24 protein-coding genes are annotated in these 24,399 nt (G+C 61.6%); 17 read left to right on the forward strand and 7 right to left on the reverse strand.

Going from position 1 to position 24,399, the window contains the following annotated elements:
• Positions 1-116 precede the first annotated feature (116 nt).
• The 7 genes from AOT87_RS11850 (at position 117) to AOT87_RS11880 (ending at position 7,179) form a co-directional block, all read left to right on the forward strand.
• Complete coding sequence (locus tag AOT87_RS11850) at positions 117-719, forward strand: crossover junction endodeoxyribonuclease RuvC (protein WP_057969962.1); 603 nt, start codon at positions 117-119, stop codon at positions 717-719.
• Between the two features lie 60 nt (positions 720-779).
• Positions 780-2,006, forward strand: coding sequence for a hypothetical protein (locus tag AOT87_RS11855; RefSeq protein WP_236741606.1), 1,227 nt, complete (start codon positions 780-782; stop codon positions 2,004-2,006).
• A 178-nt stretch (positions 2,007-2,184) separates the two neighbouring features.
• Positions 2,185-3,207, forward strand: a complete 1,023-nt coding sequence (locus AOT87_RS11860) for a helicase associated domain-containing protein (RefSeq protein ID WP_057969964.1) — start codon at positions 2,185-2,187, stop codon at positions 3,205-3,207.
• A 249-nt stretch (positions 3,208-3,456) separates the two neighbouring features.
• Positions 3,457-5,382, forward strand: a complete 1,926-nt coding sequence (locus AOT87_RS11865; RefSeq protein WP_237085125.1) for a hypothetical protein — start codon at positions 3,457-3,459, stop codon at positions 5,380-5,382.
• 173 nt (positions 5,383-5,555) lie between these two features.
• On the forward strand, positions 5,556-5,960 hold the full coding sequence (locus tag AOT87_RS11870) for a hypothetical protein (RefSeq protein ID WP_057969966.1): 405 nt from the start codon (positions 5,556-5,558) through the stop codon (positions 5,958-5,960).
• Between the two features lie 161 nt (positions 5,961-6,121).
• On the forward strand, positions 6,122-6,499 hold the full coding sequence (locus tag AOT87_RS11875; protein ID WP_049233312.1) for a hypothetical protein: 378 nt from the start codon (positions 6,122-6,124) through the stop codon (positions 6,497-6,499).
• Positions 6,500-6,762: 263 nt separating this feature from the next.
• A complete protein-coding gene (locus AOT87_RS11880) occupies positions 6,763-7,179 on the forward strand; it encodes a hypothetical protein (protein ID WP_057969967.1) in 417 nt (138 codons plus the stop codon).
• Between the two features lie 107 nt (positions 7,180-7,286).
• Here AOT87_RS11880 and AOT87_RS11885 read toward each other — a convergent pair whose 3' ends face one another.
• Both AOT87_RS11885 and AOT87_RS11895 read right to left on the reverse strand, forming a co-directional pair.
• Entirely contained in the window at positions 7,287-9,104 is a 1,818-nt protein-coding gene (locus AOT87_RS11885) for an AAA family ATPase (protein WP_057969968.1), read from the reverse strand.
• Between the two features lie 267 nt (positions 9,105-9,371).
• Complete coding sequence (locus AOT87_RS11895) at positions 9,372-11,006, reverse strand: hypothetical protein (protein ID WP_057969969.1); 1,635 nt, start codon at positions 11,004-11,006, stop codon at positions 9,372-9,374.
• A 151-nt stretch (positions 11,007-11,157) separates the two neighbouring features.
• Between AOT87_RS11895 and AOT87_RS11900 the strand changes: the two genes are divergently transcribed.
• Complete coding sequence (locus AOT87_RS11900; RefSeq protein WP_005100982.1) at positions 11,158-12,075, forward strand: conjugal transfer protein; 918 nt, start codon at positions 11,158-11,160, stop codon at positions 12,073-12,075.
• A gap of 87 nt (positions 12,076-12,162) precedes the next feature.
• A complete protein-coding gene (locus tag AOT87_RS11905; protein ID WP_049233324.1) occupies positions 12,163-12,423 on the forward strand; it encodes a hypothetical protein in 261 nt (86 codons plus the stop codon).
• A 38-nt stretch (positions 12,424-12,461) separates the two neighbouring features.
• Here AOT87_RS11905 and AOT87_RS11910 read toward each other — a convergent pair whose 3' ends face one another.
• Both AOT87_RS11910 and AOT87_RS11915 read right to left on the reverse strand, forming a co-directional pair.
• Positions 12,462-12,869, reverse strand: coding sequence for an HIT family protein (locus tag AOT87_RS11910; protein WP_237085123.1), 408 nt, complete (start codon positions 12,867-12,869; stop codon positions 12,462-12,464).
• Positions 12,870-12,877: 8 nt separating this feature from the next.
• Positions 12,878-13,672, reverse strand: coding sequence for a hypothetical protein (locus AOT87_RS11915; protein ID WP_234714716.1), 795 nt, complete (start codon positions 13,670-13,672; stop codon positions 12,878-12,880).
• A gap of 339 nt (positions 13,673-14,011) precedes the next feature.
• On the opposite strand from AOT87_RS11915, the gene AOT87_RS11920 reads away from it, so the two are divergent.
• From AOT87_RS11920 to AOT87_RS11945, 6 genes are all read left to right on the forward strand, one after another.
• A complete protein-coding gene (locus tag AOT87_RS11920; protein WP_005102238.1) occupies positions 14,012-14,311 on the forward strand; it encodes a hypothetical protein in 300 nt (99 codons plus the stop codon).
• 157 nt (positions 14,312-14,468) lie between these two features.
• Positions 14,469-14,780 (forward strand): hypothetical protein, encoded by a 312-nt coding sequence (locus tag AOT87_RS11925; protein ID WP_005100308.1) that lies wholly within the window; start codon positions 14,469-14,471, stop codon positions 14,778-14,780.
• A 14-nt stretch (positions 14,781-14,794) separates the two neighbouring features.
• The gene (locus AOT87_RS11930) at positions 14,795-17,512 is read left to right on the forward strand and encodes an AAA family ATPase (RefSeq protein ID WP_052583239.1); all 2,718 of its coding nucleotides are present in this window, start codon (positions 14,795-14,797) and stop codon (positions 17,510-17,512) included.
• Between the two features lie 3 nt (positions 17,513-17,515).
• On the forward strand, positions 17,516-19,861 hold the full coding sequence (locus AOT87_RS11935; RefSeq protein ID WP_057969970.1) for a hypothetical protein: 2,346 nt from the start codon (positions 17,516-17,518) through the stop codon (positions 19,859-19,861).
• A gap of 81 nt (positions 19,862-19,942) precedes the next feature.
• The gene (locus AOT87_RS11940) at positions 19,943-21,091 is read left to right on the forward strand and encodes an AAA family ATPase (RefSeq protein WP_057969971.1); all 1,149 of its coding nucleotides are present in this window, start codon (positions 19,943-19,945) and stop codon (positions 21,089-21,091) included.
• An 85-nt stretch (positions 21,092-21,176) separates the two neighbouring features.
• Positions 21,177-21,506 carry a hypothetical protein gene (locus tag AOT87_RS11945; protein ID WP_005100940.1) on the forward strand — a complete coding sequence of 110 codons (330 nt, stop codon included), beginning with the start codon at positions 21,177-21,179 and terminating at the stop codon, positions 21,504-21,506.
• Positions 21,507-21,602: 96 nt separating this feature from the next.
• Here AOT87_RS11945 and AOT87_RS11950 read toward each other — a convergent pair whose 3' ends face one another.
• Entirely contained in the window at positions 21,603-22,322 is a 720-nt protein-coding gene (locus AOT87_RS11950; protein ID WP_005102476.1) for a hypothetical protein, read from the reverse strand.
• 133 nt (positions 22,323-22,455) lie between these two features.
• Here AOT87_RS11950 and AOT87_RS11955 point away from each other — a divergent pair, with 133 nt between their 5' ends.
• Both AOT87_RS11955 and AOT87_RS11960 read left to right on the forward strand, forming a co-directional pair.
• Positions 22,456-22,674, forward strand: coding sequence for a hypothetical protein (locus AOT87_RS11955; protein ID WP_005101113.1), 219 nt, complete (start codon positions 22,456-22,458; stop codon positions 22,672-22,674).
• Between the two features lie 400 nt (positions 22,675-23,074).
• On the forward strand, positions 23,075-23,524 hold the full coding sequence (locus AOT87_RS11960) for a DUF3310 domain-containing protein (protein ID WP_240483283.1): 450 nt from the start codon (positions 23,075-23,077) through the stop codon (positions 23,522-23,524).
• A 275-nt stretch (positions 23,525-23,799) separates the two neighbouring features.
• Here AOT87_RS11960 and AOT87_RS11965 read toward each other — a convergent pair whose 3' ends face one another.
• Positions 23,800-24,015, reverse strand: a complete 216-nt coding sequence (locus AOT87_RS11965; RefSeq protein WP_052583235.1) for a hypothetical protein — start codon at positions 24,013-24,015, stop codon at positions 23,800-23,802.
• A 182-nt stretch (positions 24,016-24,197) separates the two neighbouring features.
• Positions 24,198-24,398 carry a hypothetical protein gene (locus AOT87_RS11970; protein ID WP_057969973.1) on the reverse strand — a complete coding sequence of 67 codons (201 nt, stop codon included), beginning with the start codon at positions 24,396-24,398 and terminating at the stop codon, positions 24,198-24,200.
• Between the last annotated feature and the right edge of the window lies 1 nt (position 24,399).

Here is a 24,399-nt window from a genome sequence, read left to right on the forward strand (position 1 = left end):
GGGAACGGTGCGGATCACTCGGTGATTGACCGCTGGAGAGCTGTGTGGCCCGCACGTATCGGCGTGGCGCGCGTCTCAAAGGGCCTCAATCGCCGGAGAGGTCCACACTCCACGGCATGAATGTTGTCGGGCTCGATCTATCGCTGACCGGATCTGGAATCGCGGCCATCGACCCACACACGCGCGAGCTCGCCACCGCGGTGCACTCCTCTGCCCCACCCGCCGACGACAATCTCACCTGCCACACCAGGCGCCACCGCACCCTTGTCGACGGCATTGTCAGGCAGGTCCTCGCATGCGATCCCGTGCTGGTAGTCGTTGAAGGGCTGCAATTTTCGGTAAAGGCAAAAGACAGCTCACTTACCCGGCGCGGATTCCTTTGGTGGGCTGTCATCGAAGCACTCTGTGACGCCGGGGTTCCGGTCCTGGAGGTATCTCCTTCGCAGATCAAGAAGTTCGCAACCGGAAAGGGCAATGCCAGCAAGGCTGAGGTCGTGGCGGCCTACGCGGTCGCGTGGCCGAATGCCGCACATACCCGGGGTGTCGAAGATCGCGCGGATGCCTCATTCGCAGCGGCGCTGGGTGCGGCATGGTTGGGGGTGACGGGTCTACCCCTCCGCAACACAGCAGCGCGTCGACAGGTACTCAAAGGGCTATCGAGGCCGTCGTCGCCCCTGCGGCAACTTCGTATCTCCAATGCCAGCGACACCGCGGCCTAAACCCGGCGTGTTGCCAACGCGCCCCGCGATTCGTCGGTGCAGGTCGCTACCGTCAAGGCCATGTCTGCACCCGCCGCACTGCGGCCTGCCCCAGCCATCGGAGTCGTTGCGTCTTCCGGCGCATTGGCCGCTCCTGTCGGCGTCCCCCAGTTCGGCTCGGTTTCAAATCACCCGACAACGCCGGCGATCTCGGCGGCACCCAGCATTGGCTCAGTTGCCCTGGCGTCAGCTGAAATAGCGCCGCCGTCAGCACCGCTCATCGGTTCTGTCGCTCCGAGCATCTCGCAGCGCATCGCACCCGTGGAAGATCTCTCGCCCGTGCGCCCGCCGTATGAGCCGCCGACCGCGTCCATCCCAAACCCTCCCGCTATTCCCGGAAAGTGGGTACCGCAGTACACCCGCGACAAGAAGAAGTACGTGGTGCCGGGTCTTGAAGACATGCGCCAGACTGCCACTTTCATCCGCGCGACTAGCCACGCCAAGACCCTCGACGACACCACCTCGCTGACCGATTGGCGCCTGCGGGGCACTGTGCTGGGACTGGCGCGTAACCCCGAATTGCTCGACAGCCTGGATGTTGACGGCGCTGAACACATAAGCGAACTCAACTTTGGAAACAAGCTGGCCCTGAGCGGGATAGCCAACAAGGCGATGCGTCGTGTCGGTGGCGATGACGGCAGCGACTTCGGCGACAAGGTGCACGGGTATCTCCAAGTCGTACTTGAAGGTGTAATCACATTCGAGCAGGTGCCCAAGGAAATCCAGCCCTATCTGGCTGTGCTGTTCGCTGCGATGCGCCACCACGGTTTGAGCTTCGTGCAAGGCATGGTCGAACGCACCGTCTTCATCCCATCCACGGGCCTGGTGGGCACGTTCGACTTCTTGGTCCAGGGCGCCAACGGTGAACTGCTCATTGGAGATTTGAAGACCAGTTCATCGATCGACTTCTCCTGGCTGTCGATCGCAATCCAGCTGGCGCAGTATGCGAACGCTCAACTAATACTGTCCTGGAACGGGTCTCATTGGGAGGCGATGCCTCCAGTTTCCAAGGTCTATGCCGTAGTGGCCTCCGTGCCCAAGGATGAACCGTCGCCGATGTGCCGAATCTACGTCGTCGACATGGTGCTGGGTACCGAGATGATGGATACCGCCACGCGCGTCCGAAACATCCATGAGGCGGCTCTTCGGGCGACAAGCAACGCCGCTCTCCTGCAGGACGGCGACGAGTTGATCGCCTGGGCAGCTGGCGATCCGGTGTCGCTCCCCTCTACTCGTGCGATTGCCTGAGGGCGCTGTCTTTGAGTCTGATCCCGTTGGGCATGAGGTATAGCTGACCTCCCCCGCTACCGCTCCTATTCGCGCCGCAGGCACCGATAATCGTCCCCGCCAGCCACCGTGTGCTCGCAGCGGCGCACCTACCGATGCAACAACGTCGGATGGCATAACTCGAAACGAAAGAGGACCAGTGAATTTCGGCAACCCGCCAAACAGCGCCACCGAGGGCGCCAGCAGCCTTGCAGATCATGCGTGGGCCCGGCACATCGACGCGCTGATGCGGGCGGACCGCGCGCCGGGCCCAGACACCGAGATGTACACCTGGCTGGTGTGGCAGTGGTGTCGCTACGGACGCGGGTTGCTGACACCTGACCAGCGCACAGCTCTCGACGCGCTCCCTGAATCCGTACGCAAGCTGCGTCAAGACCCATGGGTGTGCAGGTTTGTTGACCTGGCCGACCGCGAATATGCAGGCCTGCCGCTAGCCGGAGGCCGGCGCACTCCATGGCTGACCTATCAGCGCCGCTTGCAAACGAGCCGAATACTTCCGGCCAGCCGAGCGGCCCTCCTCGAGCGCCTGGACTCGTTCCACTGGAAGCCCGGAGACCACCAGTGGTGGAGCACATTCGAGGAAGTCTCACGGTTCGCGGCACAGCACGGACGCCTGCCCACTCGCCGCGACAACGAACAGCTGGCTAACTGGGTTGCTGTTCAACGGTTCCTGCTGCGGTCTGATCGCCTGCGCTACGACCGCGCCAAGGCGCTGGCTGCCCTTCCAGGCTGGGCCCAGGCGCTGGCGCAAACTCGCTCGCGCAGCCCGTGGGAGCGCCGCTGCGAGCAGCTGAGGGTGTTCATTCAAACCCGCAGGCGCTATCCGTTGCTCGACTCCGCAGATGCCGCAGAAGCTGCGTTGGCGCGTTGGGTCCTCACGCAACGCGAGCAGTACCGCCGGGACGGACTGAGCGCGTACCGGATCAAAATGCTCTCTGCTCTCCCGTTTTGGCGCTGGGGTGCCCGCGAGCAAGCTTGGGACGCACGATTCCGGCGACTGGCGCGCGATGTGCGCCGGAGTCGCTTCGGCCCTGGGCACCCCGACTACACCTGGGTGATCGCCCAGCGGCGGCAGTACCGTATCGGCCGGCTGACGACCGAACAAGCCAACCAGCTGCGGTCACTGAACCTGCTCGGATCACGGCTATCGCTAGCCGCCTGATTCGGCGACAACTCCAATCAGGCCCGGCAGCCTCGCGAGTTGCCGTCCGTTTTGCATGTTTCGATGCCCCGCATCTCAAACACGCATGCCAGAATGCAAGGGACGTGACGCCCCGCTAGAGAGGTCTACGAGCCCATGTGCCGCTCCTATGCCGACTTCGACCCGAACATTCGCGACCATCGCCGATGCAAGATGACTGAGCACAAACGTGCTGCCGCGACCGCCTCTCGACAAGAAAATCGAACCACGATGCGCTGCGTGAGCTCGAACGTGCGCGATGTGCTCGGACCTGCAGGAGCGACTGCCGTAGCGGCGCTGCCACCATCGATGCTGAGCAATCTGATGGTCAGCCTTGAGGCTGTCTCTCCAGGCATCGCCGCTGAACTGCTGCGTTCCCCTTCGGGGGCACTGCGCCGCGTTCCCGGCATGCACAACAACGTTTTCACCGAGGTACGGGAGCGCACAGGAGATGCGTCCGAGAAAATCAACCGCGGCAAATCCGATCCGATGGCCGTCTCCAAAGTGCAACTGGCCTCGGCGTTGTGCGAGCGCGGTCTGATCGTCAATGGCGTGGTGAACAAGTACCCGCTATCAGCCAATGCTGACCCCTTGGAGGCCTCCGCGGAACTCGATCGCATCGATACACGCATCGACGCCATCGCCTGTGGAGCGATCGTGCCGCCTGCTCCAGGCACCAAGTTCGAGGATCTGCCGGCACGGGTGCAGAACTTCTACCGCCGCCACACGCTTGACGAGGTGGCGTCGCTGACGGCTGTGTCCCAACGCATGTCGGACAAGCTGTTTGACGACGTGACGGAGCAGGCGCAGGTGGCCGCCGCTCCCCGCTGCCCCGATCCGATCATCGAACAGATCGGTGGAGATCAGGCTCATGTACTCACCGTTGGTGCGCTGATGGCCCGAGCCGACAGCGGCGACAACGCAGTGCAGATCGCTGATGGTGTGGTCCTGGCCCGCGGTGAGAACGGAAACCTCAGTGTCGCAGTCGATGGACTGCGTCTCTCGGTCGACAGCGACACGCGGGTCAACGAGTTGATCGCCCGCATCCCGGACGTCGACTTCGATCAGTTCACCAGCGTTCCCGCCGGCGGCAACTCCTCCGGGATGAACACGGTGGTGCAGTCGATGATGGTCGGCAAGAGCCCCCGGGCGCTGTCGATGCGACTGGCGGCCAAACGCCGCGTGATCGAACGCACCTTCTTCGGCGACACTCCCATGGGATATGCCATGGGAGCCGACGGTCATGCACACCTGCTCGCGGGAAAGGCACGGGCGCACACAGCTCAACGGCTCGCCTCGCGCCCGCACAGCTCTCGCCACGGTGCAGACGAGTTGGCCCAGACTTCCCGCATCGAGGGCTTCGACGTCGCCCGCAATCTGCGGTTCGCACGTCAGGCTCGAAAACAGTTCGTAGATGCGCTACCCGACACACTTCGCGCAATGCGCGCACCTGAAGCCAAACTCAAGCGCTATGCCGGGCCAGTTACGTCTGAGGACCGTGAGTCCGCGGCCCGGGCGGGCTTCCAGGTGCGGCACCCCTCCAACACCCTGCAAGCTGACTACCCGGCCGCCCGTGCGTCACTGGCGGCCGTCGATTGGAGCGCCGCCACGGCAGTACCGGCTGATCCTCCAGGGCGCGCATTGGCACCGGAGCATATGGACGTGCGTGCCGAGGGCGCGCGAATGGTTGCAGCTGCCAACCAAGTTGCGCGATACGGCCGCAACCCCGAGTTGGTCTCATCGGATGCGCTGGTGGCAGAAGCCAAGCTCGGCCAGGCCTTCGAACTATGGAACATGGCGAGAGCGCGCAACCACGCCCCGCGGGTCCTCACTGCCGCACACCCCGTGCCTGTGTCATACCGAGGCCGCGAAGCCCAGTTCGTCAATGATGTATTCCCCACCGGCGGTGCGTTCACCACCAAGGGCTACACCATGGCTCGTTCCGACGGCGCGGTGCGCGGTGGCTCGGGACGGGTGCGCGTCAAATACCTGACCTCCGACGGAATGCCAGTCGCCGGAGGCGACGTCATCGAGTCCGGGACAACCTTCCGGGTGGTGGACACCTCGGTGGCAGCAGACGGGACGATCGAAGTTCGGGCGGTTGCCGAGCAAGTTGCAGCGAAAATGCAGCAGACGGCGGCCATTAGCCGCAACTGATTCCGGTGCGCGCCACCGCCTCCCCGATCCCGGCCCCGAGAAGCTGTGCGCCGCGGTCGGCGTGTCGCGACAGCTCATATGGCGGACTCTGATTGCGCCGATAGCGTCGTTCCAGACGTCCAGCGCGTGCCACCACAGCACACGCAACCGGGCGCAGACCAGGGAGTTTGCATATGACCAGTATCGAATCGACGCCGCCGCTAGCGGTACCCGAAGGATTCTTCGACGAGATAGCTTCACAGCTTGAATCCGAGTCGGCCGAGGAGATCTCCGAAGTCGTGATCGGCACCTGCATCAGTCGCGGAATCTTGCATCCAGACCTCGAAGATGAACCCGATGACGAACTCCGCGCAGAAGAGATGCGTGAGGTATTCGGGCTTCTGGAGCTGGTGACTGCCGCTGTCGCCGATGGAACGATCGTCCCCAAGCGCGTCCGGTTCGCCGACACCATGGATCCGGAGATGGAGCAGGCTTGGGATGCGTTCACCGAAGCAGCAACAGATTCCGAAGACGCGGAGGCAGTGGCGAAGATGATCGCCAACGGCGCAGTCGAATCCGGTACGGCGACCGCAAGCTGACCTGCCAACTGGAATATCTGTCAAAACATCTGGAGGAGAACAATGGCCTATATCGAGTCGACCTGTGACGGCGTGTGCCCTGAGTGCGGCACTGAGACTGAGATCGTGCACGACATGGAGATATGCCAATTTCCGTGCGGGTGGGAAACGGCTGTTTAGTCATGACCCCGCTGATCATGTTGTGGACCTTAGTGGTAACTGTCGGGCTCCTGTTGATCACCTGGCGCATCGCTGCCGGAATTATGGGCCTCGTACAGACAACGCTAGGAGCCCTCAGCAGCGCCCTGGGTATCACCCGAGATTCGAATCCCTACGAACCGGTGAAAGTCTTTGCCGCTCTTCTCTATTACTTCGGTCATGCCATATGGCTTTGTTTCGCGAGCTTGGTATTCCTTTGGGCAGCAACCAGACCGCTCGCCCCAGGGCAGGTCGGACACGAACTGCTGGATGTGGTGTTGGGGCTCGTTGTGTTCGGCGTTTTGTGGGCAGTCGACAGGAAGCTGTGGCCAGACGTCCACAAGTCCAGGCTCGCAACATGATCAGAGAAATGCGGCGGCCCCTCATCGGCCGCCATGCGCAGAAGGCGCGCAACAATCCGGACTGGAGAGACACAACGCATGGACCCCACTGAACAGCTGACACAGGTTAGCAAGCTCGTCGAGCCGCATCTCACGCGATGGGGGCGCACTGAGATTGGCGATCTCGCAAGGTCGATCCGAGACATCATCAAGGACAAATCATGACCCCGTGTAAGTGCGGGAGCGGTCGAATGAATGCGGCAGGACACCAATCAGGTGCCGCTATGTTCAATGGGCCGTTCTTCCATGACGAGATGACCGCACTCGCTGGGTTTGAGCAAAGCTATGCCGATCGACTCACCGCGATGGGCCGCAAGGCCCCCAAACTTCTCACCGTCGAAGTACCGGTCGAAGACACGCTGCGATGGCTGGGCATCGATCCAGATGCCATAGGCGATCTAATCGAGCGCGTAACAGCACAATTCGCCGATGAGACGTATTCGCAGCGGAGCCCTCATGCCGCTATCACCAGCTCACCGGGTGACTGGAAGGCGTTTCGGTATACGTCGGAGCTCACCGCCTATGCGGTGGCCGGCTGCACCGTCTCATCGGACGGATTCGGCGGTGTCACCGTATCCAGGCCAGAAGGAATGAGCGTAGAGGAGTTCCGTGAACTCAAACTGCGTGTAACCACTTGGTGAGCCCAACCAGATCAGCTCCCATCACCGCCAGACACCCGTCACGTCCCCTAGACCAAAAGGCCAGTTTCAATCGCCCTGGTGCGGGGACGACGCACTCTCCGGCGCCATCACGCAACGTGCGTGATGCCGAACCCCTTGAGGATGTTGGCGGTGGCCCCCAGGATGTCCTCAGCTTGTAGTTGAAGGAACTGTTCGTCGCTCAGCTCGGCCAGGTCAGCACCGCCTGTCATCAGTCGGCGAGAGGACAAGCCCTGGGCCTGCTCGAAGACATTGCGTGCGAATCGGCCGTTGCCTGCCACGTCCAGGACTCGTTGTCCTCGTTGGTCTGTCCCCCACATGATGTCGACGGCCTGTTTGAATTTGTCCTCAACTGAAGGATCGACGGTCCGTCCTTCCTTCTTGGCCATGCCGGTCAAGATGCGCCACATCTCTTCGGGGCTGTAGGTGGTGAAAGACAGCGAGTAGGCGAACCGTGATTTCAGGCCGGGGTTCTCACCCAGGAACCGCTCGATGGGCGCCTCGTACCCGGCGATGATGACGATGATGTCGTCACGGTGGTTATCCATGTATTCAAGCAGCGTGGTCAGCGCCTCTGACCCGAACGGGTCAGTCTGTCCCCCGCGGTTCTGCACGACTTCGTATGCCTCGTCGATGAAGATCACTCCGCCTCGGGCCTCTTTGAGGCGGGCCAGCGTCTTCTGTGCCGACTCGCCTTCCACCTGGCCGACAAGGGCAGCGCGGTTGGCTGAGATCAGCGTGTGGTTTCGGATGACACCCAGGCCGTAGTACAGGCGCACAATCAGATTCGCGATCGTGGTCTTTCCCGTCCCCGGCGGCCCCTTGAAGATCAGGTGCCGCGTCTTGGGTTTGACGTTCATGCCGCGACGGCGTTGCTCGTTCTCGAACATGACCTCCGAGCTCAGCGTGCGCACCTGTTCCTTGATGCCGTCCATGCCGTCCATGGCTTCCAACTCGGCGAGCGCTTCCTTGAGCACTTTCGCGCGGTCTTCTTGTGAGCTCTGCCGTTGGAAATCAGCGATATCGGGCTCAGACTCGCGGTCCCAGTAGCTCTCCCGCGCGGCGATCACTTCTGCGGTAGACACCCGCAACGTGACGCTCTTGTGCTGAATCGCATGCTGCAGCTCGGGCAGCGTCTTGTACTGCATGCCAGCGGACAAGGCTTTCTGCGCGGCTTCTTCATCGCCGGCCGTGCGGTGCGACAAGCCCAGTTGCAATGACGCCCACGCCGAGACCTCCGAAAAGTTCCCGGCGATTGAGTACTGAAGCTTGCTCTGGGCCGCGTCGTGGGATCCGAGATGCGCCAGCGCGGCTCCACTGAACGCGTTGCCCAAAGAGGCAAATACCTGTTCGAGTTCATCGGTGCTCACAGCGGAGGTGAGTGCCGACGCTGCACTGATCAGGTCGTCCCACCGGTCTGTGCGGTAGTAGAGGAGGCACTCGACCGCCGCGATTTCCTTCGCGGTTGTTCCCGCAAGCGCCTTGTTGAACAGCTTCTCGTTGCGAGCTGCCTTCAGCTCATCGAATGCCTCGTCATATTGCTTGTCTTCCACCAGCTGTGAGGCGTATGCGGCGCGAACCTGCCCACGCGTCGCTAGCGGGAAAATCACAGGAACCAGAGGCATCGACCAGTTGATGGTGAATGAATCCTCGACTGATCCTCCGGGGATGCTCGCGATCATTTCATCGAATGTGCCCAGGGCAGCGCGAATCTTGGCGATTGCGCGCGCCTCGGTAGGAACCTGCAAGCGGCTCTGCCGCGAATACGCCAGTGCACGGTGGACGTCGCATTGGTCCGGCCACTCCTCTGCTGCATACGCCAGATCGCGCTCAGCAGCGGCGTGGTTGCCTTGTTCCAGCGAGGCGATGGCGCTGGCGAGGCGCTTCATGGCTTCGGGCTCGATCACGTGTCGCGTTCCTTTCCGGCGATAAACCGCCGTCAGCTGTGAGGTCGCGGCAATGGTGGGGGCAATCAGCCACTAGAAGAGGTGCGCGGCGCGAGAAGCGGCGCCGCTGGAACAGCTGTTGTCGGAAGCTGCCACCGCGGCGCGTCGCTGAAGGCGCCATGCTGATGCGCCATCGCGATTGCGAGCCAGATCAACAGGAGGATCAGCGAATTGCGGCGAAGCCGGCGGGGCGTGGTGAACATCCACAGCAGTCGCATGCTGCGGCCTCTACCTGCCCGCAGCGGGAGTCAAACCGCCGCCATCGGATTCGACAGGGTAGCCCGTGATCACGATCTTGGAAACAGCTGTGGTTTCGTCTACCTTCTTGGGATCCTGCGCGTCATCTGCTTCTCCGATGCCGCCCTTGTTCGGGCCCTTTCCAACCGGTGGCCGCGCACTTCCGGTGATCGTCATCGACATCATCAGAGTCCGCACGTCGGGAAACTTCTGCGTCACGCCCGTTCGAGTCGGAGCAATGTGCTCTTGCGGGTACAACCCGCCGCCCATCCGCCAGCTGACGTCGGTAACCACGCGATGGCGCGACCATTCATCGCGGCCATCGGGTGCAATGTAGTTGAATCCAGGGACGATGGTGATCGAGGTGATCACCACAGGCTTGTTGAATGTGAGGTTTAGGACGTTCAGGTCCAATCCGTTGAGCCGGTTGCACTTCCACGCCCGTGTCTTGTCTCCAGAGAACGGAGCCACCGCATCGGAATCGTTGCCGCAGCTAGTCGACACTGTGGCTGGAACCAGCGTCACTTCCTTCATTGGCGCGGTTGTGTTCTCCACCTGAGGAGGGGGCTCGACAGCATCTGCGGGCTCGGGCGGCTTTCCCCGTCCACCACCTGTGAACGACAGGATGATGACGGATACCAATACCACAGCTGCCAAGGCGATCCCGATCTTCTTGGCAGAGGCTTTGGGATCGACGCGAAGCTGACGCCACTGCCCCGACAAAAACTCGGAGACGCGGGACTTGAGTGAGAGGCCTGGGTCCGGTTCAGGTTCTTCGAAACTCGCTGGAGGCTCCGTGGCGCGGGCAGATGGGGCTGGTGAACGTTCTGTCACGTCCCCCTGCGGCTCGTCGGATTCGGGTGCCTCCGCTGACGCGGGAAGCGACGCCACGAGTTCTTGCGCTTCACCCCATGGCGAGGAGTCCTGTGTACCGGGCGGTTTCGGGCTCCATTCCCATTGAGGAACCGCGCCGACTTCCGGGCCCGCTGCTCCATCGACTTGCTCGCAGTCATCGGCGCCCTGGGTCCCCAAGGTTTCTGCGGGCCCTGCCTGCACGTTGGAGTCGCCGTCACCGTCGGCGCCGGCAAGATCCGGGCTTCCGCCAAGTTCCACCGCGTCTGCACTGCGCGGTTCCGCGACATCCGGCACCCATTGAGCCGCGCTGCTTTCGACCGATCCATCCCCATCGGCGTCGGTGGCGGTGGCGGTGGCGGTGGCGGTGGCGTCCACATCGTCCTCGCGCGTTTCGATCGCAAGATCTCGCTCAACTGCGCCGCGGCTCTGATCATCCTCGATGTCATCGCCGTGAGCGGAATCCAGTAGGTATCGAGCATCAGAGCGGTGCGTGTTCGGCAGCAGCGGAATTCCGCCGTCGTCATCGAATGTCTCGATGACCTGATCGTCAAACTGCTCGGTATGGCCAGGCGCAGGCGCCGCTACCCGCGGCGCCTTCTCTTCGGCGATCTCCTCGTTGACACGGGTCAAGGTGTCTGTAGCTGCCAGGAACGCCGAAATATCAGGCACATCATCGCTTGTCGACAAAGCCACTGCGACTGCTTCAGTGAACCGGCGCGCTTCTTCCTCGGGACGCCGCTGGGCGTTCAACAGCGCACTGGCGATACTCACGTTCGACTCCTCTTCGATCCCCGCGCCGTGAACGGCCGCCCTGCTTGAGCGCGGCTACGGTACGGCCGCACCGGGTGCATGGCCCGGCCACGGCGCGTCCACCGCGGGACAACGCGACAGGTGGCGACACGTACCAAGGAACGAGGACAAGATGCTTTCGACTCTGGGCAAGCTGTTTCACATATCGCAGTGGAAGCCGAAAGCACGCGAACGAGGGCTGGTGTTCGCGATGATCTCCGGCCCGCTGGCACTGATTCTGGTCGTGCTCATGTTGCTCAACACCGCGCGCATCCTGGCGCATCTGCCCAAGCCGGTGGACACCTACAAGGCGATTACCGAGGTGACTCGGGTGCAGAACTACGCCCGGAACTCGTTGTTGCTGTGGTTGGGCGGGTCGAGCTCGGCTCAGGTGGCACTCATGGCGCGATCATCAGCTGCGCAGTCAATCGAACTGTCAAAGGTGCCTTTCGAGGTCCGTTCGATAGACCCATCCGACATCGTGCGCTTTCAGGGAGCGAACGCCGTGGAGTGGCAGGCCACGTTCGCGGTCACCTTCGTGGCCCCGGGATCGAGTTCGGCGCAGATCAACCGCTTTCTGCTCACCGTCCTGGACAAGGATGGGAACTATCAGATGCTGCTGTGGCCGTCGATCGTCAATCCCGATACCCAGCCATTCAAAGTGGCAACCAAGTACACGGTCCCCGTGGAGTCCAACGGCTCTTTGGGGCAGTCCCTCAACCGATTCGTCACGGCCTATCTGACATCTACCGGCGGAGCCACGTCCCTCGGGCAGTACGTATCGTCGAAGTTCTCGGGCTCGGCGATCGCGGATAGCCCATACTCACTTACCGAGATCCAAGAGATCAAGGCATCTGCGGGAAGCCCGGCAGCAGCTAAGGCCGAACCGGGTACCGAACTCAAAGTGCTGGTAAAAGTCAAAGCCTCTGCCTCGCTCGACACTTGGTCGATCATGCACCTGCCTTTGCGGGTAACTCTCGGATCAAACAAGGTCTGGCTCGTCGACGGAATTGATGCCCCAGTTGGCTGGGGCGAAATCACCGGACGCTAACGATGCGAGCAAGAAGTTGCCACCGATCACAAACATAGCTACATTATCTATAGTTACGTTTTGATGCCAGAAAGGAGGGGCGGACACATGGACGAGTTACGCGTATATCTGCGCGATCTGACAAGCGGAGAATGGACCGCTTACGCCCCCGGCACGTGGATCGACCAGTACTTGAACCGGATCGCCGCGGCGATTGAACGGCATGCTGACACAGTCGGCGGATCACTCGCGCTCACCGGTACCCCGGAGCGTGGCCGAATTACCGTGTGCGACGCACAGGATGCGGTGGTGCTGGACTTCGACTGGCAGACGATGACCGTCTCAGCTCAAAAGCACGTGTATCCCTGACTATTAGCCTGCCTGGCATCGGAGTCGATCCTGCAGCGTTACGCCATCAGCAGCTCGCGCAGGCGGTTGATCAGTTCGACTCGTGTGGCGGGCTCAAGGAGTACCCGCGGATCCGCTCCGTCCCAGGGAGCCGACTTCGCGTTCGACTCTCCCGGCCTTCGTGGAATCAAGTGCGCGTGCACATGGCGTTCTCGATTTCCGAGAACCGCCACATTCACCCTCTGCACATTCAGCAGCGACCGAAGGGCCCTGCTTGCCCGCTGTACGTCGGCCATGAACCAGCCAAGCTCGTCCGCCGGCATTTCGTCGAGATGGTCATGATGTTCACGTGCTGTAACCAGCATCCGGCCTGGGAACCGGCCGTCGTCGTAAAGCCCAGCATCACTGGCTGACAACTGCGCAATCGGGAGCCATAGGCCGAACCCGCAGACACCGCATCCGGTCATGTTCAGGTTCATCCTGCGGCAAGCGCCGGTTCGTCGGCTGCTTGTGTGTCATCGTCCTCGGGATCGCTCAGGAACGGGCCGATGTCGCGCAACGACGAGATCTTCTGCACGATCGGGTCTGTGATTCCCTCAGCCACCTGGCTGATTCGCTGCTGAGCTGCTTTGATTCGGCCGAATTCATCTAAACCGATGAACGTGGTGAAGGACTCGAGATTCTCGCGGATCACCTTGTGCATGTGCGGTCCGGTGCTGCAAGCCATGAGGTCGAGCCCACGCACGCCGGCATGGTTGCGGGAGAACTGAGTCGGGGTATGCAACTGCGGCCGGCGCTGGACGCTGTTGGCTTTCAGATCTATCGCGCGCATCGAGCCGTGGTCGATCTGGAAATCGTGCATCGCGTGATGCTGCGCCCCGAATTGGGCCCGCATACGTGCGGTGTCGGTGTTGCGGAACGCAACGGCCACAGTGTCATGCTCACGCGCAGGCATAGGCATGTCAGTAACCGAGAAACCGTGACTCGGAGAGCGTGATGTGTCGTTGGCGACGCGGCCCCAGACGATTGAGTTCCGAGTAAGCCGAACCCACCCAGCTGACGGGACATCGACGAAACGCAGGAACATGGATGTGTCCGACAGCACCCAGAGTGCATTGGGCACATCGAGGTTCGCCCACACTTCGCTGCCCGGGCCGATCACGCCGAACTCGTAGAGATCGACGATCTGCGTAACCAACACCGGCCCGGCCGACGCCGGGGTTCCCGGCCGGATGAAAGCGTGCACGGTGATACCGCTTGCTTGGTTCATGGCGCGCACCGTAGCGCCGCTCAAAGCACGCAGACGCACGCGCCACGACATCGGCATCTGAGCAGATGTCGAATTTGAACCCAGGTTTGATCGCGTATTTGAGCATCGTCTTGAGCGAGTCGTTGAGCCGATACCTGATCCGATTCTTGAGCGCGGTTTTGAGCACAAACGCAATGCCTGCTCCCCCACACATACGCGCACGTTGGGGACGAGATGTGTCGGTGTTCAGCGAGCGGTGATGTTCGTGTCGCGTTCGTCGTATCTGAACGATCCCTTCCACACTGCCGCCGACCCACACCGAAAGGCCTTATTGGCCCGATCCCAAACGGGAAGGCGCTCATGCTCGTACAGACGGCACAGACCATCACCTATCTGGCGGACCTGGAAGATCCAACCAATGACGGGATTGTCCTGACGCTCATCAATTTCGCGATCGGATTTTTCGCGCTGGCCACCATTGGAGTTGGAGGAAAGTTCGCCTTCGACGCTTGGTCTGAGGCCAAAGGCCGGGCCGCTGCTATCAAGGGAATCCGCGAAGTCGGTGTGGGCGTGCTTGCGCTCGAGGTCTTCTACGGCATCGTCTTCGCGCTCGCCAACTACGGATCGAACATCCTGAGCATCATCCCGGGTCTGGGCTGATGGTGCTTTTCGTCCGGGGCGCACACCTCGATGAGACGTCTGCGACAACGGGGCGCGAAGGACGGGTTCGCCTCAGCCGCAGGAGATCTTTGCGGGGACGTGACACGACTTTCCTGTTGTCTTCGACGATGCCCGTTCCCGCCCTGGCGGTGATCTGATGCGTTCCTTCCGGGTATTCAACGACGTCAAAGGTGTACCGATCGTCTGGAAGCTCGGCGGTGTACGCCTGGGTCCGTACGGGCAGATCGCCATATTGCTGCTCGGCGCCTTGTCGGTACCCCTCTCCTTTGTCTCCGTGGTTCTTCCGTTTGTCGTTTTCGGATTCGGATTCCTTGTGGTCGCCGTCTATGCGGTGACTCTCTCGCGCCTCGATGAGAGCGGAGCCCTCTCCGAGCGCACACAGGTGCGTCTCCTGCGAAGAGGACTCAAACACCGCTACTCAGCCAACTTCGACCTCCCAGGCATCTAGGAAAGGACCCACCCGTGGGTGAACACGTTCCGCCGCTGCGTCTTCGCGATCGAAATCTGACCTTCTCCGCAGACGGCAGCGTCTGGTGCAACTACCTGCTGACGGGAATCAACGTCAACAGCTATCAGCCCGATACGGCCACAGCTGCGCAAGACAGCCACGAACTCCTATACGCCGCGCTCTCCCAGATCCCCACCGACGACATCATGATCACCGGGTTCAAGTACCGCAAGAATCCGCTGGACACCATGAACGCCATCACTGGCGGCATCCCCGACTGGGACCCGGTACGCTACCGCTACCTCGGCAGCCTCCTGGACGACCTCTACCGGCGCATGTGTTCCGGAAAGGAGTTCGTCGAATTCGATCGGCTGTACTGGATCGCGATCAGTCAGCCCACGAGCCGGCGGATGACAGAGCGGCTGGTCTCAACCGTGGTAGATGTCGATCCCCTCGAAGGAATGGATTGGGCAGACCTCGAAGAGTTCGAGAAGCACTGCTTCAACTCTCTGCCAATAGAATTCCGGCCACGAAGAGCCACGCCTGAATTCGTCGACTGGGCATTCGAGCGAGCGACGACACGAGGGTTGTCAATCCCCATGCTCCCTCCGCTAGTTGACCCCGACGACCCCAACACTCCGCGGTTCAAGCCCACCGAAAAGGCATACCCCGAAGTCATGTTCGATGAGGCAGCCGAGGCCACCGCGCTGTACTCGACCTATTTGACCGACCTCGAAAACGGACGCAAATACACCCAGAACCTGTCGAAAGTTGACCGTAAACGATCACTATTCAAGCGGTTTCGCACACTCGCGGGCGGCAAGATCATGTCGATCTCCCATCCGAGTAAGCGCACCGCCTCTCTCCCGGACGGGCCGGTGTCGTACCAATCTCTGTTCGGTATCGCCAGGTACCCCGCCCGTTTCGATGAGGCCGTATCGAAGTTCACCTACATCGTCGACCAGGCGATAGACGCTGACGCAGACTTCACCCTGCGCGTGCGGTTTAGCCAGGACCTCGTCGAAACCCGGTCCGTATCGAACACCGAGAAGGACTTGGTCTCCGAAGGCACTGCAAATGCCAGCGACGAGTTCGAAGCGCACGAGTACGACACCAAACGCGCCGAGCTGCGCCGATTCCACACCGCCATCCGGGATGAATCGGGCCCGATCGGCATGCAGATGGCTGCGATTTTCGCGTTCGGCTCTGATGACCTCGATCACCTTCAAAGTCGTGTGTCGGCACTGCAGATGAAGTTCCGCAAGAACGGATACACACCTCTTCTGCCCGTCGGCGGCCAGAAGGACCTGTGGACGATGATGATGCCTGGTTCGCGGCGCACCAAACTCGGCGATGACCTACTGCAGACGTCCACCGCCCATTGGTTTTCCGGAGCGATGCCGCTTCGGCGCAGCTTCGCCGGCGACCCGGTGGGTATGCCGATCGCGATCAACAAAGAGAATGCGCTCGGGCAGATCATCTTGCTCGACATCCTCAATGCCACCAACCAGGGCAACGCGTCGATGGCCTTCACCGGCGCCCAGGGGCGTGGCAAGTCGCATGCCCTGAAACTGATCTTCTTGTTTGTTACCGCCCTGAACCGCTACGCCAGTGTGGTCGACCACTCCCCACACGGTGAATGGGCAGTATTCGCGCTTCAAGTCGCACGGACACAGGTCGTCAACGCCGCGACGGGATTCACCTACGCCGGCTATCGATCGATGGACCCGCTCAAGTGCCTTCCCTCCCCAGAAGCCGAAATCGTCATGCAGGCTCACTACCTGCCGTTGTTCGAAATCGACAGCAAGACGTCGGAGGCGGCCTATTTCGCCAAGATTCTGAACGCGGATTTCCGGAAAGTGCGCGGTATCACCAGCACTCGACGACTCATGGAGTGGCTGGCCACCGCTGGCGAACCGGAGGCGCGGCTGCTGCTGTTCAACTTCGAGCACTGGGCCGCGCTGCCTTACAGCCGCGCGTTCATCGATCCGCCACGCAGAAGCCACGATGACGATGGCTATCCACCATTTGACAACATCGCCGAGCTTGCTCAGCGCATGGAAGACGGAACCACCCCTCACGCCACGGTGTTCCGGACCAACGGCCTTCCTGTGTACCGCGGAAAGAACCCGAAGGGTGCTACCGATCAGAACAAATGGGCCGCGGCGGTCTATGGCTCGATCGCTCGGATGACGGCGTTTCGATTTAGCCAAATTCGAGGTACATGCGTCTTTTTCGCCGACGAGATCAGCTTCTTGAAGGGCAATGAGGACGTCGTGGAACTCCTCATCCGCAGCCCTGACCGCATCGGCCGCAAGGACGGCAACTTCCTGGCCGCCGGATCCCAGCACGCCGATGACTATGACGAGAACTACGCGATGATCGAAAAGAAGGGAGCACTCGGGCAGAAGACCCGGGAGAACGCGATCGCAGCACTGTCGCACATCGATATGCCCGTCCTGGACTCCCTGATCGACATGATCATCAACCAGACGTCACCGCCTGATCCCGACAACCCCAAGATCGTACGTGCCGGCCGCCACGGAGAAGGTTGGTGGAACGACGGAACGATTACCGTGCGGTGCCAGTACTTCCCGATCCTGTCCGCCGTTCTCGCGCGCTTCGCCGACACCACGACCTCCAGGATGATTCGCGAGTCCGACTTGGATGAGCACGGGAGCCTGCGCAGCGCAGCAGCCGGCCGCCACGCGGCCAATGCGGAAGCGGCGTAACACATGGCCTCATTCCTTGACCTGTTCCCCGCCATCGACTCCTTTGGTGCGCGTGCTGCCCGCTACAAGCTGTATTACCTGGGCGGCTACGCGCATCTGGAGTCGTGGATCTTCGGAATGCTCACCGGACTTCTATATGTCGGATACAAATACGCCACAGTCACCGCCAACGGCCTGCTCGGGTTGGTGCTCTCTTCAGGGTCATGGCTTGAGCCGCTGTCACAGGCCTATCAACGTGTCACTGCGCCGCTGTATGCCTTCGCTCCCCCGTGGGCAATCGCCTGCGGAGGGATGGCCGTCGTCGGTTTTTCGGTGATGCTGTCGCGGCCGAAGGCAACCGCGGGCGGCTTCTTCGATAGCGCATCTCTCAACCGGATCCATACCGGTCTGGCGATGATGGCCATGGTCATCATTCTCACGCACGACCCGTTCGCCGCCATCATGAAAGTGCTTGAGGCTGCCAACAGCTTGTCGGTGAGCGGTTCGGCTGCACTGACACACAGCGCCAACGACACCACTATCACCGCCGGGCAGTCCTTGGTGGACAACTCAATACGCACACCCACTATCGCGCTGAACTACGGTGGCGAGTTCAGCGACGATTGCGAGGCGCAGTTTTCTAAGGCTATGCAGGAAGGCCACGCGCTGTCGGAGTCTTCTGGTTGCTTCGTCCAGGGCCAGAACGTTGCGAGCCCGGACACCGCCGGTACAGCGCTGGTGATGTTGTTCCTTCCCGCACTGCCCATGCTGGTGTTCGCGGTTATCGGCGCGTGGAAATACGTTCTGCACCTGACGATGTCCGTCATGTGTGCCGTGGCACTGGCATGGGTGGCCGCCTCCAGCGTGCACAAGCGCCGCGGTTTCGAACAGCTCTCCGAAACCTTCGCCCGGGCCGGTGCCCATCTGCTGATGGCTGTCATCACCTCCGTCGTCGCTGTCGGGTTGCCCTCGCTGGTATCTGGTTTGGCCACAAAGCTGTTGGGGTTGTCCACAGATTCCGATCTTCAGGTGTTCGTGCTGATGGTCTCGATGGGTATCGGGTTCATGGTGTCCACCTATGTCATCTACCGAATCACGTCCAAGCACGGCGCCCTGGTCCGGATACTCAAGGCCGATGCCAATACAACGCTCAACCGCACTCTCGGCATAGACACACGCCCGCTGCAACTGGAGATCAACCGGCTCAATCCGTTCTCGAAGCGATTCGGAGAAAAGGAGGCAGCCTCGGCATTGGCTGCACCGAGCACCGTGCTGGCAAGTAACCCACTGGCCGTTCAGGGAGAGGAAGGTGCGGCAGCGGTGAAGCGACAGCCCAGTGCCAAAGACGCCGCAGACGTCGAGCAACTGCTGGCTCCGGCCGAGTCCGTTGCCGCCGCGGCTGGAGAGCCAGACACCCGGGAGCCGGTGCATGTAGTTCTGCCGCAAACCGTCTCGCAAAATGCCGACAGCCGGACGTGGCAGCAGGCTCTTTCACCGGACCCAGGAGGCGAACCGTGGCCTGCCGACGTGTTCGGGTACTTCGCCTCCCCGCCTCAAGACACAGATCTACGGCGCATTGAAGAAGCCGCACCAGACCATGTTTCTACGCCGGGGACTTCAACAGCACCAGCCGAGCCAGATCGGCCGCTGGTCAACAGCGAGCCTGCCACCGTGGGTACCACAGACCCCGAGCAGACGCACTTGGCCGCCCCACGAACGGCTCCTGCCGAGCAAGTCGCTGACGCGCAAATCGTGCCGGTCCAGGGAAACTTGTTCGCCGACCCCGCGCTCAACGACGCCGCGCGTAGCGCCGCGGCGACTTTCGCAGCGGCGGACAAGCCGCTGGCGGCCAAGCGACTTGGATCTGTTCTGCGCCGCTTCAAAACTCAGGAGCCCATCGACCCAGTACCGTTCAGCACCCCGTCGGTGGAGCACGGTGCAGCCTTGAGCATCCTGACCGAGCAGGAGATGCGCCCTGCGAACACAGCCACCACATCCGAGGCCGCCGCAGATGGCAATCCAGGAAGCGATCAACAGCGGTGGAATCTGCGTAGTCGCCTCGGGATGCGCGGCAAGCAGGAAGAACCGCCTGTCACGTCCCCAGCAGTGGAGCCCGAACTGCCGGCATCAGGTCTTCACGCCGGGCAGAACGTGCATCCCGGCTCTTTCCATGCCCCCATGCCCGATTTCCTGGCAGCTGAGCAGCTAGAAGCTGACATGGAAGAAGCAACAACTACTTTGGCAGCGGCCGGAAAGCTGGTGCGAGTGTCGCTGCCCGCCAATGACAGTCGTCTTGCCCTCAGGCTCACCACCGATCCAGATCGCCGGGTGGTTCCGGTATCGGGACTGGGTTTCGGTGACCCGGTATAGCGCACTCGCGCCGCTAACGGGCGCCTGGCGGCGTACCTGCCAGCATGTCGCCGACCCGTTGAACTCCAAGGAGAAGTTTCGATGAGCACCGGACAGTACAGCCAGGAGCAGCTGCAGCAGTTGCCGAACAAATACCGGAACGCTGAATTCATCGACCGCCCGGCCGGCCCACCCGCGCCCGTGTTCGCCGATGCGCCGGCATGGTCTCCGAGCCCGGAGGCTGTTCAGTCACAATGGAGTCCCGAGGCGCGCACTATGCCCAGCGCCGCGACATACGAGGCGCGAGAATTCCAGCCAGCCGGGCCCGATGACGGTAACCGCAGCGCCCGCCTTGGCGTTCGCGAAGAAGGCCCGCAACAAGGCTGGCGGATGTACCTCAACAAACTGCCAGGGGTGCACCTGCGCAAAGGCGACGACGAAAAGAATTTCGACCGCCGGATCGCACAGATCCGCCGCACATTGGCCCACCCCAAAACCGTTGCGGTGTTGTCCGGAAAAGGTTCGGCGGGTAAGACGATCACGGCGCTCAATCTGGGGGCCACCGTCGCGAAGTACCAGCGAGGCGAGAAAATCGTTGCGGCATCTATCGATCCGCTCGGCAATATCACCGACCGCACACGCGGCGTCAACGATCAGAAACCACGCTCGGTGGTCTCCCTGGCCGCGGACACTGAGTTGCGACGCGACTCCGCAGCGGTCGGCAGTTACCTGCTGACAGACAGCTCTGGGTTGCGAGTGCTTGGCTCGTCGAGTGCCGATGGTGCCACGTTTCTCACCTCAGACAATCTGGAGAAGGCACATTCGACGCTGCGTAACTATTTCCACTTCAACCTCACGGTGCTCGACTTCGGTCTGAACATTGATTCCAGCGTTTACCACACGGGCCTGGCCCTGGCTGACCAACTGATACTTGTCGCTTCGACGACAGCGGACTCGATCGACGAGTTGGACAAGCTCATCGAAACTCTCAAGCGGTTCGGCGGCAAGTACATCGACTTGGTGAAGAACGCGGTGGTGGTGTTCGTTCAAACCATCCCCGGCAAGGGCCACATCGACGTCAACAATGAGCGCACCCGCATCGTGAACACCTACAAGATCCCGGTGGTCACGATTCCGTGGGATGCCCACATCAGCGAAGGCGGCCCAATGAGTTTGGAACTCCTCGACAAGCAGACCCAGCTGCGATACGTCGAGCTCGCCGCGGAGGTGATGACCAAGTTGCCCGACTGAGACAGGCAGACGCGGCCTTTACCGCTCCGACCAGCTCAATGCCCTCCTCTGACAGGCAGGGAACCCACTCCATGAAGGGAACATCATGACCGACACCTACACCGATACGACTGACGCTGCTGTTGATGATCCGGCCACTGTCATCGCTGAGGGCCTGCGCCGACTGGCCGAACTGCGCACATTCCACGAGCAGGCCTTGGCCGACCTCGAGGCGGGCAAGGAAACCGGCCGCCAGCGCGTGGCGGAAGTCCAGGCCGAAGTCGACAATGACACAGCTCGCCTCAACGACATCGTGATCGACGCGGCGAACGAGTTCAATGAAGAGAGCGCGCGCCTGATTGATACCGGCTGGGCTACCCCCAAGGTTCTGGCCGACCGCGGGCTCGGCGCCATTCGCGTGCCCAAGAAGAAGTAACCGGGTGGGCTCGGTGCCCGCCCCATGACCAGCGCCCTTGCGGGGTTCTTCCGCAGGGGCGCTGCTCGTTGGTTATCCAGCGTGATGTCTACAGGATCATTTACCCACCACGATTCGATGTGTGTTGGGGCCAGCCACGTGCCTGCTGCTACGCACGATGGGCCACTGGAACTCCCGACACGTGGAGGTGAGCTCGTACGCGAACTGGCGAATGAGTGCGTAGGTTCCGTTGCTTGGGTACAGCGTGGTGCCCTGGGGGAAGGGGGCTGGCCCATCGAACGTCAGATTCCCCGTCAACCCCATGCCGTACTGCCCTGCCTTCAATACTTTGTAGTGCTCCGGCAGGATTGCGTCGACGTGGGCGCCGCCGTCCTTGTTCGCAACAGCGAGCACGATCTGCCGCCGGGTATAACTGCCTGAGAAGTCTGATGTGTCGCCAGTCTCGGGCGCGGTCCCAGATGGGTGGCATTCGAGCACCACTTCTTCTTTCCACCAGCGGATCAGAGGCATGTCGATCAGCTTCGCGTCTAGCCTTGGCTTCGCGGTGATGGGTTCCGGGCTGGCTAAATCGATTTCAAATCCCACGTAATCGAGCACGTCGTTTCGCTTGCGCGCAGTCGCCCGCATACTCGTTGCGGTGAGCTCCAGATGAGTCAGTAGCGAGGTGCTATTACCGGTGTCATGGAGTATTACTCGCATCGAGGTTGCTAGCCGGAGCGCCTCATCCTCGTAGCCTGCGTCGTAGAGCTTCGCCGAGCGTTCAACGAATCCGATATGGCTACCAAGCAGCTTCTTGTACCGCGCTTCATCGACCATGGCGACGACGTTACCTAGAGCCTGGCTCCAACAATGACCAGTTCTCTGGATGCCTGTCGGAGGTCTTCGTGATTCGCTAAGACTGGTCGCGCCTCACACCGCCTCTGCGGCGCATCGCTCCTAGCTTGCGGCCATGGCACTCACGTACACACTCCTGGTCGACAACGCAGAAAAGTACAGCGACACATTTCCGGACGCCGACGCCCTGGCCGCCGATGCCTCCCATCGAGCCGCAGCGTTCGGTAGCACTGTCGGAGCCAATCAGCTCGCCACCGACATCAAGAACGGATTCACCTCGATTGATCTGCGGCTCTCCCAGCCTGCGGTCACGGTCCAGGTGCGTGCGGCATAGTGCCACGTCCCCGTACAGTTCCCGGCGAACGATTTGGGCTTCTGGTAGTCCTCGCACGTGGACCACGAAGCGATAACAATGCAAATCCGCGATGGGTCTGCAAATGCGATTGCGGCGAAATCGCAATCCGATACGGCAGCAACCTCCGGTCGGGATCCACACGAAGCTGCGGATGCCTTAGACGCAGCTACCGGGAGTCTCGCCGGCGTGATCGTACGTTTGTGAATGGCTGCGCGTTTATCAAAGTTCCGGATCATCCGAGGGCAAACAGGCACACCGGCCGAGTCCGAGAACACATCCTCGTGATGGAGAAGCACCTGGGCCGCCACCTCCTGCCGCTTGAGGAAGTCCATCACAAGAACTCAGATCGGTCTGACAACAAATTGGAGAACCTGGAGCTATGGACACGAAGTCACCCAGCTGGGTCACGAGTGGTCGACAAAGTGGAATGGGCCGCGGAACTACGGCTTCTATACGCCCCGGCCATGCTGAACACGACCTAGTTCGCTTCCCTCCGCATTATCGGAGTCATCCCAGCGGCATCGAGTGCATCGAAGTCACCCGGCTGCTCTGCTACGACACCGGCAATGCCACCAAGTACGTATGGCGCCGCGGCGACAAGGGCAACCCGGCGCAGGATTTGGAGAAGTCGCTCTTCTACCTGGCCGACGCACGCAACAATGTTCCGGAGTGCCGGTACGCCCCGCAACGCGCCGTCGAACTGCTGTACCGGGTTGCTGCCGCCGAGCCCGATCCGGACGCCGCGAAGTTCTACACGGCCGTCGCTGAAATGCAATGGGACGCTGCGGAAGACGCGGTGCGGAAACTGCGCGCCGCGTTTCCTGTCTAGGTCGACTCCACCCGGGTTAACTCAGATACGGCAGCATGGCAATGGTCGGTGCCGCGGATCGGGTGGTCGAACCCTATGCGAATTCCTGGTGGGTCCTCCACCACCGCCTCGATGGTTCCCTCAGCTGGCCTGCGCCGAGGATCCGTCTTCCTTCGCGGAATCGGCCCGACGAGGACTGAGCCCACCACGACGCGGTCACCTATCTTCAGTCCACGCGCCGCCAATTGCTCTGCGACTGTCAGGTTCAGCGCATTTGCGCTCACTTGCTCCACCAATCACCGTGTCTTTTCATACCCCTCGACAGCCTGCGTCAACGCGACGTGCATCGCACTGCCCGGCTTCAGTTCCCGCCCGTTGTCAGCTGTGACCAAGCGCGGCCTTTCGGGGATCGCGGCACTGACTGTCCACCACCGACCACTACGCCGGTCCTCGACGACAAATAGACCAGCGTCCTCACTGATGGTGAGCGTCAACTTCATCGCCTTGGTCATCGACCGGCCCGTTCCTTTCCGATTTCGTTCCACGATCACCCAGAACCGGCACGCTTGTCGAAGCCGCGTGGACCGCGCCCGCACCGTCCCACACCCTGGCGGCAACCACCGTCGATCGTGGTGAGACCTGCTAGCGGAGCTGCGGTCACTTGGACTCCCTTGTCTGGCTCCAGAATTGTGGTCTATGCGAGCTTGCCGCGGCTCTCGCGGCCGCAGCGATCGCATACCGCGTACGGCCACATACGCCCAGAGAACTTCATCTGAGCCCCGGCCAGGGAAAAGGTTCCGAGCGGCTTGGCCTCAAGCCGCTCCTCGATACGCAACGGCGCGTCCGTACCGCAATACTTGCACCAGAGACCAGTGACGCCAGATTCGCTAGTCATT

Origin of the sequence: Mycobacteroides sp. H003, from assembly GCF_001440135.1 — a bacterium.
GTDB lineage: Bacteria > Actinomycetota > Actinomycetes > Mycobacteriales > Mycobacteriaceae > Mycobacterium > Mycobacterium gwanakae.